General features: G+C 67.5%; 14 protein-coding genes. 8 read left to right on the top strand and 6 right to left on the bottom strand.

Annotated features, from left to right (window positions below; genetic code table 11):
- Nucleotides 1-75: 75 nt before the first annotated feature.
- A complete protein-coding gene (locus ACYQ1Z_RS08765; RefSeq protein WP_459792127.1) occupies nt 76-276 on the bottom strand; it encodes a DUF559 domain-containing protein in 201 nt (66 codons plus the stop codon).
- A 14-nt stretch (nt 277-290) separates the two neighbouring features.
- A complete protein-coding gene (locus ACYQ1Z_RS08770; protein WP_459792128.1) occupies nt 291-914 on the bottom strand; it encodes a type IV toxin-antitoxin system AbiEi family antitoxin domain-containing protein in 624 nt (207 codons plus the stop codon).
- Here ACYQ1Z_RS08770 and ACYQ1Z_RS08775 point away from each other — a divergent pair.
- Entirely contained in the window at nt 913-1,065 is a 153-nt protein-coding gene (locus ACYQ1Z_RS08775) for a hypothetical protein (RefSeq protein WP_459792129.1), read from the top strand. The genes ACYQ1Z_RS08770 and ACYQ1Z_RS08775 overlap by 2 nt on opposite strands.
- Nucleotides 1,066-1,299: 234 nt before the next feature.
- Here the strand turns inward: ACYQ1Z_RS08775 and ACYQ1Z_RS08780 are convergent, their stop codons facing one another.
- Genes ACYQ1Z_RS08780 through ACYQ1Z_RS08790 form a run of 3 tightly spaced genes read right to left on the bottom strand, consistent with a single transcriptional unit; the run spans nt 1,300 to nt 4,506 of the window.
- Complete coding sequence (locus tag ACYQ1Z_RS08780; RefSeq protein ID WP_459792130.1) at nt 1,300-2,400, bottom strand: polyprenyl synthetase family protein; 1,101 nt, start codon at nt 2,398-2,400, stop codon at nt 1,300-1,302.
- The gene (locus ACYQ1Z_RS08785) at nt 2,397-3,728 is read right to left on the bottom strand and encodes a geranylgeranyl reductase family protein (protein ID WP_459792131.1); all 1,332 of its coding nucleotides are present in this window, start codon (nt 3,726-3,728) and stop codon (nt 2,397-2,399) included. The genes ACYQ1Z_RS08780 and ACYQ1Z_RS08785 overlap by 4 nt, the downstream gene beginning before the upstream one ends.
- 4 nt (nt 3,729-3,732) lie before the next feature.
- Nucleotides 3,733-4,506, bottom strand: a complete 774-nt coding sequence (locus tag ACYQ1Z_RS08790) for a demethylmenaquinone methyltransferase (protein ID WP_459792132.1) — start codon at nt 4,504-4,506, stop codon at nt 3,733-3,735.
- Between the two features lie 127 nt (nt 4,507-4,633).
- Between ACYQ1Z_RS08790 and ACYQ1Z_RS08795 the strand changes: the two genes are divergently transcribed.
- The 7 genes from ACYQ1Z_RS08795 to ACYQ1Z_RS08825 all read left to right on the top strand — a co-directional run bounded on the left by ACYQ1Z_RS08795 (nt 4,634) and on the right by ACYQ1Z_RS08825 (nt 10,996).
- Complete coding sequence (locus tag ACYQ1Z_RS08795) at nt 4,634-6,040, top strand: isochorismate synthase (protein WP_459792133.1); 1,407 nt, start codon at nt 4,634-4,636, stop codon at nt 6,038-6,040.
- Nucleotides 6,041-6,290: 250 nt separating this feature from the next.
- Nucleotides 6,291-7,094 carry an ABC transporter substrate-binding protein gene (locus tag ACYQ1Z_RS08800; protein WP_459792134.1) on the top strand — a complete coding sequence of 268 codons (804 nt, stop codon included), beginning with the start codon at nt 6,291-6,293 and terminating at the stop codon, nt 7,092-7,094.
- 124 nt (nt 7,095-7,218) lie between these two features.
- Nucleotides 7,219-8,010, top strand: a complete 792-nt coding sequence (locus ACYQ1Z_RS08805) for an amino acid ABC transporter permease (protein ID WP_459792135.1) — start codon at nt 7,219-7,221, stop codon at nt 8,008-8,010.
- Between the two features lie 12 nt (nt 8,011-8,022).
- A complete protein-coding gene (locus tag ACYQ1Z_RS08810) occupies nt 8,023-8,823 on the top strand; it encodes an amino acid ABC transporter ATP-binding protein (protein WP_459792136.1) in 801 nt (266 codons plus the stop codon).
- Between the two features lie 265 nt (nt 8,824-9,088).
- Nucleotides 9,089-10,306 carry an aminotransferase class I/II-fold pyridoxal phosphate-dependent enzyme gene (locus ACYQ1Z_RS08815; protein ID WP_459792137.1) on the top strand — a complete coding sequence of 406 codons (1,218 nt, stop codon included), beginning with the start codon at nt 9,089-9,091 and terminating at the stop codon, nt 10,304-10,306.
- 56 nt (nt 10,307-10,362) lie between these two features.
- Nucleotides 10,363-10,776, top strand: a complete 414-nt coding sequence (locus ACYQ1Z_RS08820) for a VOC family protein (RefSeq protein ID WP_459792140.1) — start codon at nt 10,363-10,365, stop codon at nt 10,774-10,776.
- Nucleotides 10,760-10,996, top strand: coding sequence for a VOC family protein (locus ACYQ1Z_RS08825; protein WP_459792138.1), 237 nt, complete (start codon nt 10,760-10,762; stop codon nt 10,994-10,996). The genes ACYQ1Z_RS08820 and ACYQ1Z_RS08825 overlap by 17 nt, the downstream gene beginning before the upstream one ends.
- On the opposite strand, the gene menD is transcribed toward ACYQ1Z_RS08825, so the two are convergent.
- Complete coding sequence (gene menD, locus ACYQ1Z_RS08830) at nt 10,997-12,715, bottom strand: 2-succinyl-5-enolpyruvyl-6-hydroxy-3-cyclohexene-1-carboxylic-acid synthase (protein ID WP_459792141.1); 1,719 nt, start codon at nt 12,713-12,715, stop codon at nt 10,997-10,999.
- Nucleotides 12,716-12,726 lie beyond the last annotated feature (11 nt).

The following is a 12,726-nucleotide window of genomic DNA, read 5'->3' on the forward strand; positions in this document are numbered from 1 at the left end:
CATTGACACGGACACGCCGTAGTTTGAGCCTGGATCCTGCTTGGTGCGCGTCGAAGTGCCTCCCGACGGCGGGACTCACCTCGCGCTGAAGGCTCCCCTTCGGCTCTGCTCAAGTACTGCCAGGACCTGGGCGACCATCCGCTGTGGCTCATGGACCACCTCGGGGTAGCCAAACCTGAGGCAGAGGCGTCCCCCGACGACGGTGGCGTTGTTGCGGGACCTGTCCTTCTTGACCTGGCAGGGCTCCAGGTGCGTGGCACCGTCGGTTTCCACCACGAGGCACTCCTCAATCAGGAAATCAACCTCCCCACGCCGGGAAGCTCCACATGCCTGCGGACCTGCAGCCCGGCGTTTCGGAAGTGGTAGTTGGCCAGCACCTCGAGAATCGAATCGGCTCGAGGAATCACATGGTCCAGGACGGCCCTGGCCCGGGCGTTCCTGTTGCCGGGCAGCTTCCGTCGCAGGAACTCCACGGTGATATCTCCCCGTTGCGCAGCGGACTGGACCAGCGCGAGGGACTCCACAACCGGCAGGCAGTGCAACGCATGGATCAGCACGTCGGCCAGCCCCGCAACCGGCAGCCAGGGGTGGACGGGATGCAGGATGCGCCCGTGCGACACGGTTCCTGCCACCGACTTTTTGTGTCCGGGCGCCAGATGGATCACCGCGGCGTCCTTCAAGGTCCACAACCTGTAGGTGGGGGCAGCAGAGAGGCAGGTCAGGAGTGCGTTGTGCCGCATCGCCAGGCCGAGCGGGCCGGCTGCATCAGGCAGACTGTAGAGGCCCCGGCGGAGCCTGACGATACGGCCAGCCTCCAGCGCTTTGTCCAGCCGCGTTCGTGAGATTCCTACTCGGCGGAGGTGGGTAGTCCTGGCAACGCCTCCCCTGCCAAGAAGATAAGCCTCGATTTCCATGAGCTCATGGTGGTTTAGCGAGTCACCGAGGGCGAGGGCGGCAGTGAGCTATGTGGGAAAGCCGGCCGTCCTAGGGCACTTCGACACGGACACGCCGCCGCACCAGGGCCAGATCGTGAAGCAGGGCTCCAATGCGCCCCGCGACGACTGACGAAGGTCCAGAAAACATCGTGACACAAGCAGTAAATTCACGCTTGCAATCTGTGACAGATTTGTCATAAGCTGTTCACGGATCCGCTAAACGCCTCCGGCGGGTCTGATGCGAACGGAGAGATAGCCCCGGTTCACAGCAATCCCGGTTGCTGGAGACCGGGGCTATCAAGTTAACGGGGCAAGAAAGAAGCCCGGCACCTGGGGGGAGCCGGGCTTCTTTCTGCGTCGGGAATCAGCTGGCGCGGTCCACCACGGCCAGAGCGAAGTTGGACAGCGAATCCTTGACCACGCCTTCGGGCAGCGGCGCCAGCGCCGCGATGGCCTCATCGGCCCAGGAGCGCGCGACAACCCAGGATTCCGCTGTCACGGGGTGCTCGCGCAGCCCGGCAACGGCTTCGGCCAGTGCCTCGTCGGACGACAGGTCGCCGTCGATCAGGCGGAGGAGTTCGACGGCGGACTGGTCGCCATCCTCGGCAGCCTTCCGCAGGAGCAGCACGGGCAGGGTGGGGACCCCTTCGCGCAGGTCCGTACCCGGGGACTTGCCGGACTTCACCTTGACGCCGGTCACGTCGATGACGTCATCGGCGAGCTGGAAGGCCACCCCGACCTTCTCGCCGTATTCGACCAGCACCTTCTCGAAAGCCTCATCGGCGCCGGAGAAGATGGCGCCGAGCTGGCCCGACGCGGCAACCAGGGAGCCGGTCTTGTCGGCGATGACGGACAGGTAGTGTTCCACCGGGTCTTCATCGGGCCGCGGACCAACAGTTTCGTGCAGCTGGCCCAGGCACAGCCGCTCGAAGGTGCGCGCCTGGATGCCCAGGGCCCGGCCGCCAAGCTCGGACACCAGGATGGATGCGCGGGCAAAGATCAGGTCCCCGGTGAGTACGGCCACGGAGTTGCCCCATACCTCGTGCGCGGTGGGGGCACCGCGGCGGAACGGGGCGGAGTCCATGACGTCGTCGTGGTACAGGGTGGCCAGGTGCGTCAGTTCCACCACGACGGCGGCCTGCACCACGGCGGGCAGCGACGCGTCACCGAGGTGTGCACACAGCAGGGTCAGCAGCGGCCGGATCCGCTTGCCGCCGGCTTCCACCAGGTGGCGCGACGTTGCGTCAGCCAGCGGATCCGAGTTGGCGATGGCCTCGCGGAGCTTCTTCTCCACCTTGGCCAGGTTGGTGGTGATGGCCGGTCCCAGTTCAGGGTCTCCGGCGATGGCGGCGAAGCCCGCGGGCAGCTGGAGTCCGGTGGCGATGGCGCTGGTGTTGAGCGATGGTTCAGCGTCGGTCAGGCCGTGTCCGGCATGGGTCCAGCTGTGGTCTGCGGGGTTGGTCACGGGTTAACCCTAACTTTTTGTTGCGGATACCGCTGATTCGAAGCCGATGGGCTGTTGGACGTGGCCGGGACCAGCGCCTCGAGGATCCGGATCATCCGGTCCTCAACGCCCCTGGCCGACGGGTCCGTGAGGTTGGCCAGGAGCCGCACCACGAACCGCATCAGCACCGGGACGGGCATGCCGGTCCGGAGCGCGAGTTTCATCACGGCCGGTTTGCCGATCAGCGCGGCAAACACCCTGCCCAGCGTGAAGTGGCGTCCCCACTGGTCCCGCACGTAGTCCGCGTACCGCGCGAGGTGCGCGTCGGCGTCGTACGTCCCGCCCGAGGAGGCCAGGCGGGCGGAGGCGTCGATGATGAACTCTGCGGCGAACCGCGCGGACTCCATGGCGTAGGAGATGCCTTCGCCGTTGAACGGCGAGACCATGCCGCCGGCGTCGCCCAGGAGGAGCAGACCCGGCGAGTAGTGCGGGGTGCGGTTGAAGCCCATCGGCAGGGCGGCGCCGCGGATTTCACCCACCTGGTTCTCCGGCGTGAAGCCCCATTCGGCGGGCATGCCGGCGGTCCATTCGCGCAGGACCTGCTTGTAGTCGAGCTTGCCGAATTCCTTGGACGAGTTCAGGATGCCGAGGCCAACGTTCGAGGTGCCGTCGCCGACGCCGAACACCCAGCCGTAGCCGGGAAGCAGCTTGCCGTCGCGGCCGGGGAGCTCGAGCCAGCCCTCCATCCAGTCGTCGTCTGTGCGCGGGGAGGTGAAGTAGGTGCGGACGGCGACGCCGAGGGGGCGGTCGTCGCGCTTCTGTATGCCGAGGGACACGGCGGTGCGGGTGGAGTTGCCGTCGGCAGCGAGCACGACGTCGGCGCGAAAGTCGCGCGTCTCCCCCGTCTTGCGTCCGGCCCCGTCCAGGAGCGCTGCGCGGACACCGGTGACGCGGCCGTCCTCCGCGTGGAGGGCGTCGGTGACGCTGTGCCGCTCAAGAATGGTGGCACCGGCGGCCCCGGCGTGCCGGGCGAGTTCCTCGTCGAAGCCGAGCCGGGTGCGGATGAGGCCGTATTGCGGGAAGTCGGAGACCTCGGGCCAGGGCAGTTCGATGGTGCGGCCGCCGGCGATCAGGCGCAGCCCCTTGTTGCGCCGCCAGCCGTCGTTTTCGGGGTGCGGCAGGCCGAGCTTCTGGATCTCGCGGACGGCGCGGGGTGTGAGCCCGTCGCCGCACACCTTCTCCCGGGGAAAGCTCGTCTTCTCCAGGACCGTGACGTCCACACCGGCTTTGGCCAGGTAGTACGCGGCGGTGGAGCCAGCCGGGCCCGCGCCGACAATCAGTACTTTCACGCGATCAGCGGACGATGTTGCGGCGCAGCTTGGCCACCGGGCCCTTGTGGGCGGCAATGGCAGCGGCGGCCCCATTCGAAGCGTCAACGGGCTTGAAGGCGCGGTGGACCGCCACGATTCCGCCGGTCAGGTTCCGGTAGTTCACGTTGTCCCAGCCGGCCTCCTGCAGCCATGCGGCCAGGTGGTCCTGGTCCGGCCAGGCGCGGATTGACTCGGCGAGGTAGACGTAGGCGTCCGGGTTGGAAGCGACCTTGGTGGCGATGGCCGGCAGGGCGCGCATCAGGTATTCGGTGTACATGGTGCGCCACAGCGGGACCACGGGCTGGGAGAACTCGGCGATGACCAGCCGTCCGCCGGGCTTGGTGACCCGGAGCATTTCCTGCAGGGCCTTCTTGGGCTCGTTGACGTTCCGCAGGCCGAAGGAGATGGTGGTGGCGTCGAACGAGTTGTCCGCGAACGGCAGGTTGGTGGCGTCGCCGGCGATGAAGTCGATGTCCGGGCGGCGGCGCTTGCCCACCTTGAGCATCCCGAGCGAAAAGTCGCATGCCACAACATCTATGCCTGCATCGGCATACGGCTCGCTCGAGGTTCCGGTGCCGGCCGCCAGGTCGAGGACGCGCTGGCCTTTGGAAACCTCCATGGCTTCCACCACTACCTTGCGCCAGCGGCGGGTCTGCCCCATGGACAGGACATCGTTCACGACGTCGTACTTCGGTGCGACGTCGTCAAACATGGTGGCTACTTCGTCCGGACGCTTATCCAAGGATGCTCGGTTCACCATGACATTGTCTCAAATGTTCGGCAGGGCCCTGACCACCGCACGCATGACTGACGGCGCCGGCCCGAATGTCGTACGATGCCGCCGCGGACGGCCTGATTGCTGTCCGGAGTAGTGTTGTCTCATCATGACGAGCACGTTCCGCACCTTGACAGTCCCCCTGGATGGCAAAGCATTCCCCGGGGGGCTGCCTTCGTTTCTGGTGCGGGACGACGTCCTCTGCTGGACCCGCCGCGAGTCCGGCCTGGCCGGCTTCGGGGAGATCACGCGTTTCACCGCGACCGGACCCGAACGGTTCCTCGAGGCCGACATCTGGTGGCGCCACCTGGTCATCGAAGCGGACATCACCGACCTGGTTGGGCTGCCCGGCACCGGACCTGTCGCATTCGGCTCCTTCGCCTTTTCCAAGACCTCCGCGCATGAGTCGCGCCTGATTGTGCCGGAACTGGTGGTCGGCGTCCGGGACGGCCGGGCCTGGGTCACCCAGCTGACGTTCGACGACGGCGACCTCACCGAACAGAGCGCCCTCGCCGCGCTGGACCGCTGGCTCAGCGGCGGTTCAGGGGGTTCCGGCGGCTCCGCTCCGGAAAGCACGACGGCGGCAGCGGACCCGGCCGGGGACGGCACCTCGGGCCGCGGTGCTGCCGAGGCGGGCGGCGCCGTCGTACGACCACTCCCTTTGGCCGCCGGCGCGACGCTGCACACCGGGTCGCTGAGCGAGGAGGCCTGGATGGAGGCCGTCAGCGCGGGGGTGGCGGAGATCCGCACCGGCGCGCTGGAGAAACTGGTCCTGGCGCGCGACGTTGTGGCCACACTGCCGGCAGGCGTGAACGCGGCAAAGGTGCTGCGCGAACTGTCGGCGCGGTACCGCGAATGCTGGACCTACGGCGTTGACGGACTGGTGGGGGCCACCCCGGAAATGCTGATCCAGGTGGAAGGCCGGACCGCGCAGGCCCGGGTGCTGGCCGGGACCCTTGACCGCCGTGACGCGCATGGCGAGGACGGCATTCCGATGGACTTTGCCACCCGCGTCCTCGCCGGGTCCGAAAAGCAGCGGCACGAGCACGAGATCGCCATCCAGTCGCTGACTTCGCAGCTGGCGCCGTTCTCGGAGGCGATGAACGCCCATGACGAGCCCTTCATCCTGGAACTGCCCAACGTGTGGCACCTGGCTTCGGACGTCAAGGCCGAACTCACGGAGGTGGAAGGCCATGTGCCCACCTGCCTTGCGCTGATCAACGCGCTGCACCCCACGGCGGCGGTCTGTGGCACCCCCACACAGGTGGCCGGAGCGCTGATCCGCAAGCTGGAACACCTGGACCGCGGCCCGTACGCCGGGCCGGTCGGCTGGCTCGACGCCGCCGGCAACGGCGAGTGGGGCATCGCCCTCCGCGGCGCGGTGATCGAAGCGCCGGACACGGTCCGGTTGTATGCCGGCTGCGGCATCGTTGACGGTTCCCAGCCGGAAGCCGAGTTGGCCGAGACATGGGCGAAGTTCCGTCCGATGCTCGAGGCCCTGGGCATCAGCAGCTAGCTTTCACAACCCCACTGGCCCCAACTGGGTAGCAGTAACTGCCGTTTTGAGCCGTCAAAACGACAGTTACTGCTACCCAGTTGGGCGGAGTCCGGGATTGGAGACAAAAAGCAGCGCGACACGGTTGCTTTCTTCTGTGCTTTAGTTATCCAATAGTGAAACTTAGTTTTCTGTGATGTACATCTCATAATCGGCGCTACACTATGAACCGATTTAGTACCGCATACCCCTGCAACAAAAGGTAAGAATTATGCAGCTCAAGTCCCTGGCTACGGCCAAAATGACCGCCAAGGCAGCAGCACTCTTCGCCGCCGGCGCCCTCACCCTCACGGCGTGCGGTGGCGGCAACTCCACCCCCGCCGCGTCCGAGGGCGGCATCCAGCTCATCAACGCAGGCAAGCTCACGGTCTGCTCCGATGTCCCGTACGAGCCCTTCGAATTCCAGAAGGACGGCGAAACCGTCGGCTTCGACGTCGACATCGCCAAGGAAGTCGCCAAGGACCTCGACGCCGAACTGAACATCGTCGACAGCTCCTTCGAAGCCATCGAGACCGGCACCGCCCTGACCCAGTGCGACCTGGGCATCTCCTCCATCTCCATCACGGACACCCGCAAATCCGTCATGGACTTCTCCGATCCCTACCTGGACGACGACCTGACCCTCGTGGCCAGCGAAGACTCCGGCATCACCGGCCTGGACAGCGCCAAGGGCAAGAAGGTGGGCGTCCAGCAGGCCACCACCGGCGCCGACTACGCACAGGAACAGGGCATCGAGGCACAGCAGTTCGAGGACACCGGACTCCTGGTCCAGGCCCTGCAGGCAGGGACCATCGACGCCGCCCTCGGCAACCAGTCCGTGCTGGGCTACGCCATCAAGGACGACCCCAAGTTCAAGAAGGTTGAAGACTTCGCCACCGGCGAGAAGCTCGGCATCTCCATCAAGAAGGGCAACACCGCCATGGCGGAGAAGGTCAACGGCACGCTCAAGCGCCTGACCGACGACGGTTCGCTCGAGAAGTTCAAGACCACCTGGTTCGGCGAAGCCGCCAAGTAGCCAGAGCGCGGGCCCGGGCGCTGACCCGGTGCCTTCGCGGCCCTGAGAACAACGCTGTTGGGGCCCCGGACACGCCACACCGCCGTCCGGGGCCCCAGCCACGCATAACGAATGTGAGCAACCCATGGCAATGACCGCACGTCAGCGAGCCAGAGTAAGCCTGTATGTCCAGGCAGGAATCTTTGTTGTGGCCCTCGCCGCGCTGATCCTGGCCACCGACTGGAAGACGATCGGCAACAGCGTCTTCAACTTCGCGAAGATCGGGCCCATGTTTCCGGGCATCTTCGTCACCGGCCTGGTCAACACCCTGGTCTACACCTTCCTGGGCTTTATCGTGGGCCTGTCCGGCGGCCTGCTGCTTGCCCTGATGAAGCTCTCCAGCTTCCCGCTGTACCGCTGGATCGCCACCGGCTACATTGAATTCTTCCGCGGGATCCCGGCCCTGCTGGTGTTTATCGCCTTCGGCTACGGCGTCCCGCTGGCCTTCGGCGTCTCCTGGAACGTCACCGTGATCGTGATGATTTCGCTGGGCATGGTCGCTTCGGCATATATCGCCGAAACCCTCCGCGCCGGCCTCCAGGCCGTCCCCAAGGGCCAGATGGAAGCTGCCCGTTCGCTGGGCATGCCCCAGTGGCGGGCCATGGTCACCATCGTGATCCCGCAGGCTTTCAAGATCGTCCTGCCGCCCCTGACCAACGAGATCATCCTGCTCACCAAGGACTCGTCCCTGATCTATGTCCTGGGCCTGACCGCCTCGCAGTACGAGCTCACCAAGTTTGGGCGCGACGGTATTTCCAGCCTGGGTGCTGGCCTGACGCCCCTCCTGGTGGCCGGCGCCTTCTACCTGGTCATCACCATCCCGCTGAGCCTCCTGGCCCGGAAGTTCGAAAGCCGCTCCGCGCGGACCAAGCGATAGGCAGGCAAGCCAATGAACGACGTCGTACCTTCCGCCGGCAGCACCGGCACCGTCCACGCCGCCGGCGTATCCATCAAGGACCTCCGCAAGTCCTACGGCACCAACGAGGTCCTCAAGGGCATCAGCCTGGATGTGGCACCGGGCGAGGTGGTGTGCCTGATCGGCCCCTCCGGTTCCGGCAAGTCCACCCTGCTGCGCTGCGTCAACCTGCTGGAGCAGCCCAACCAGGGCAGCATCCACGTAGGCGGGTTCGAAGCCACCGACCCGGACGTGGACATCGACCGCATGCGCCGCAAGGTGGGCATGGTGTTCCAGCAGTTCAACCTGTTCCCGCACCTGGACGCCAAGCGCAACTGCTCCATTGCCCAGACCAAGGTCCTCAAGCGCTCCCAGGCCGAAGCGGACAAGGTGTCGCTGCACAACCTGGAGCGCGTGGGACTGGGCCACCTGGCCGACCGTTTCCCGGACCAGCTCTCGGGCGGGCAGCAGCAGCGCGTGGCAATTGCCCGTGCGCTGAGCATGAATCCCGAGCTTATGCTCTTCGACGAGCCCACCTCCGCCCTGGACCCCGAAACGGTGGGCGACGTCCTCTCCGTCATGCGGAACCTGGCCAAGGAGGGCATGACCATGCTGGTGGTTACGCACGAGATGGGCTTCGCCCGCGAAGTGGCCGACCGCGTGGTGTTCATGGACGGCGGTGTTGTGGTGGAGGAAGGCGTGGCCGAGCAGGTCATCGGCGCCCCCACCCAGCCACGCACCAAGGAGTTCCTGCGCCGCGTCCTGGACCCCACCCACATCGAGATCGAGGAGTAGGCGCCGACGCGCTGATCCACACAGACACGCATTCCCCGGCGCCGCGACAACCGCAGCGCCGGGGAATGTTTGCGTCACAGGGCCTTTTGCAGGTCGCCGGGAGCGCAAGGCGGACGACGGCGGCACCCTGCCCGGGCGGTTCACGGAGCCTTTACACCGGCGCGGGCAGGGGCCGAGAATGGGTCCCACCACAGCCCTGGCTCAGCAGCGCGCTGCCCGTCCGACGGCCGTCCAAACCGGGCGGTTTGCAGAGGAGCGCCAATCAATGAACGATCCATCAGCCACCACCCAAGCCACGTCGGGGGTGTCCAGGCGGGCTGCCCGGCTGGCGTCGATCCCCTCCTTCCGACGGGTTGATGCCTTTCTCCGGAAGATGACACTGATGGGGCTGGGCGAGGCCGGCGGCGACTTCACCTTCGGCAACCCGCACCAGATGCCGCCGGACCGCTACGTCAACACCCTGCGGGACGCCCTGGCACCACAGAACGACCAGTGGTTCGCCTACCAGACGAACGGCGAATCCGCCCGGGAGGCCGCCGCCGCGTCGCTTCAACGGCTCCTGGACGTGCCGTTCCGGCCCCAGGACATCTACCTCACCACCGGGGGTTTCGCCGCCATCGCGCTGGCGCTGAAGACCGTGGCGGACCCGGGCGACGAGATCATTTTCAGCCTCCCGCCCTGGTTCCTCTACGAGCCGCTGATCCTCGAAGCCGGGCTGGTACCGGTCAAGGTCAAGGTCGAAACGGAGACGTTCGACCTGGACCTGGCCGCCATTGACGCCGCCATCACGGAACGGACCAGGTGCGTGATCGTCAATTCACCCAACAACCCCACGGGACGCATCTATCCGCCCGTGATGCTGCGCCGGCTCGCGGACCTGCTGGAGACGGCCTCCGCACGCATCGGACGGCGGATCTACCTGCTCTCGGACGAGGCCTACAACCGGATCGTGTTCGACGGCACGCGCTTCCACAGCCCGGCCGAGTTTTACCCGCACACCCTGCTCGCCTATTCCTACGGCAAGACCCACCTCTCCCCGGGCCAGCGGGTCGGCTACCTGGCGCTGCCGCCCACCATGCCCGACGCCGATGGGCTCGAACCGGCCATCTCGGGCCTGCAGGTGGCAATGGGCTGGGTGTACCCCAACGCGCTGCTGCAACACGCCCTGCCCGCGCTGGAGCAGTTCACCATCGACGTCAGCCAGTTGCAGCGCCGCCGGGACCGACTGGTGGATGCCCTCGGCGGCATGGGTTACCGCCTCCGGCCGTCCGAGGGCTCGTTCTACCTTTTCGTGACATCTCCCCTGCCGGACGACGAGCCCTTCATTGAGTCCCTGGCCCGCCGCGACGTCTTCGTGTTCCCCGGCGTGCTGTTCGAAACCCCGGGCTTCTTCCGGATCTCCCTCACCGCGAACGAGGACATGATCGAGCGCAGCCTGCCGGCCTTCGAGTCGGCCCTGAAGGAAAGCAGGGGTGAGCGATGACCACGCGAACGTACCCCCAGGGTGTCCCGTAATGGATCGGCACTACTCAGCCCGATATCGCTGCCGCCGCCGAATTCTACGCCGGACTTTTTGGCTGGACATTCGAGGACGCCATGCCGCCCGGCGCGCCCGGCAGGTACCTGATTGCGAAGCTTGACGGCCAGGATGTGGCCGGATTGGCAGGCGGGCGGGAGGACATCACGGCTTGGAGTACTTACATAGCGGTGGACGACGTCGATGCAACAGCGCAGCGGCTCGTTGCGGCCGGCGCCACGGTGCTCTCGGGTCCCTCCAATGCCGGTGAGGGCGGGCGCGGTGCGGCATTGGCTGACCCGGAGGGTGTCGAGTTCCGGCTCTGGCAGCCAAAGCACCGGGTGGGCGCCCAGGCAGTCAACCAGCCGGGATCCCGGAACTTCAGCGATCTGCACACGGTCGCGGCAGGCGGAGGTCGCCGTGCCTCCCGGCTTTGAGGACGAGATCGGCTGGGTTGCGCCAACGGAGGCGGACGAACCTCCGCACTGGCATGTCACCTTCGCGGTCGCCGACCGGGACCAGGCAACGGCTGCGGCAACCCGGCTTGGCGGCCAGGTCCTGGGGCAGCGTGACACGGAATGGACGCGCGACGCACTCATCAAGGATCCGCAGGGAGCCGTGTTCACCGCCAGCCAGTTCACCCCGCCCACCGGCTAGCTACCGGGCCAGCACTCCCCCGACGGCGGCCGCAACAGCTTCCTTGATCCGCGCATGGAGTTGCCGCAGCGCCTGGCGGTCCGTGCGGACTTCGACGATGGTGCGTCCCTTGACGGGCTGGCCAAGCGCTTCGGCGAGTCCCGCCGTCGTACTGACCAGTGAATGCCCGACGCCGTATGCCGCGGCGAGTGCCGCGATGTCCACCGCGTGCGGGGTGCCGAAGAGGCGTTCGACGGCGTCCCCGTACGCGCCACTTTCGGCCACGGCGCCGTGCTCCAGGAGCCCGAAAATGGCCCCGCCGGCGTCGTTGAGGACCACGATCCGCAGGTCGGGCTGTTCCTCGCCGTTCCCGAGCAGGAGGCCTCCCGCGTCGTGCAGGAAGGTCACGTCGCCCAGCAGGACCGTGGTCTCCTGGCGCCCGCCGAGGGCGAGGCCGGTGGCAGTGGAGATGGTGCCGTCGATGCCGGCCAGGCCGCGGTTCGCGTAGACCGTGGCCGCAGGTTCGGGCGCGGGCAGCCCGGCGAGGTCGACGTCGCGGATGCCGTTCGAGGAACCCAGCAGCAGCTGGCCGCGGGCGTGCCGCCACACCAGGGCCGCGACAGACGGGCCGGTGGCAGCAGAGTCCGCGGACAGCACCCCGTCCAGCGCGTGCTGCGCGGCCGAGCCGGCGAGCAGCCAGGTGTCCAGCCAGGCGGGTGCGCCGCGGCCCGCGAAGTCGGCGAGGTCAGCGAGGTTTTCCAGCGGCAGCTCGGTGCGCCGGCCAGGCTCATACCAGGCCACGGGGACCGGCTGGTAGAGGGCGGACTGCACGTCTTCCCGGGCCAGCAGCGCCGCCACCGGCCGGGACAGGGTGGGCCGGCCAAACAGCACCACACGTTCGATCGAGTGGCCGGAGCCGGAGCCGTAGTGTTCCAGCAGGAGCCGGTACGGGCCCACGGCGTTCGGGCCGAAGCGGGCGTTCGACGACGGCTCGGCCAGCAGCGGCAGTCCGTGGGCGCGGGCAAAGGCCTCGGCGACCGGACCGGCGTCGTGTCCTGCCAGCACCACGGTCCGCCGCTCGGGAAGTGTTTCGGGGGCCGGCGGCAGGTTCATGACCAGCGGCTGGGTGCCGATCCGGTAACGCTGCCGCTCCGCCGCCGGCGGCAGCGATTCCCCGTCCGCCGGAACCAGCGGATCACGGAAGGCGAGGTTGAGCTGGACGGGGCCCGGCGGGATCTCTTCAAACGCGCGGGTGGCGGCGGAGAGCCCGGTCCGGACGGCCCGCTCCGGGTTGCTGCCTGCCGGGATGTCGGCGGCGAAGCGCACCTGCTCGCCGAAGAGGTCCGGCTGGATCGTGGTCTGGTTGGCTCCGGTTCCGCGGAGCTCATCCGGCCGGTCGGCGGAGAGGACGATCAGCGGGACCGCTGCATGATTCGCCTCCATCACGGCGGGCAGCAGGTTCCCGACGGCGGTCCCCGACGTCGTCAGCACGGCCGCCGGGGAGCCGGTCGCCAGCGCGAGGCCCAGGGCGGTGAACCCGGCGGCACGCTCGTCAATCCGCACAAAGAGCTCCACTTTGCCTGCCGCGGACGCTTCAGCCAGCGCATATGCCATGGGCGCCGACCGGGAGCCGGGCGACACCACCACATGCTGCACACCGCCGTCGAGCAGGACCCCGACGGCGATCCGCGCCGCCTCGAGGGCGCCCAACTCAGGCGCGCCGTCCCCAGCGCCGGGCACCTGCGAGGCGC

The organism is Arthrobacter sp. AD-310 (genome assembly GCF_054656615.1).

Coding starts and splice junctions, on each gene's coding strand:
- ACYQ1Z_RS08775 (WP_459792129.1), top strand. CDS start 913: ATGAGCTCATGGTGGTTTAGCGAGTCACCGAGGGCGAGGGCGGCAGTG.
- ACYQ1Z_RS08770 (WP_459792128.1), bottom strand. CDS start 914: ATGGAAATCGAGGCTTATCTTCTTGGCAGGGGAGGCGTTGCCAGGACT.
- ACYQ1Z_RS08795 (WP_459792133.1), top strand. CDS start 4,634: ATGACGAGCACGTTCCGCACCTTGACAGTCCCCCTGGATGGCAAAGCA.
- ACYQ1Z_RS08800 (WP_459792134.1), top strand. CDS start 6,291: ATGCAGCTCAAGTCCCTGGCTACGGCCAAAATGACCGCCAAGGCAGCA.
- ACYQ1Z_RS08805 (WP_459792135.1), top strand. CDS start 7,219: ATGGCAATGACCGCACGTCAGCGAGCCAGAGTAAGCCTGTATGTCCAG.
- ACYQ1Z_RS08810 (WP_459792136.1), top strand. CDS start 8,023: ATGAACGACGTCGTACCTTCCGCCGGCAGCACCGGCACCGTCCACGCC.
- ACYQ1Z_RS08815 (WP_459792137.1), top strand. CDS start 9,089: ATGAACGATCCATCAGCCACCACCCAAGCCACGTCGGGGGTGTCCAGG.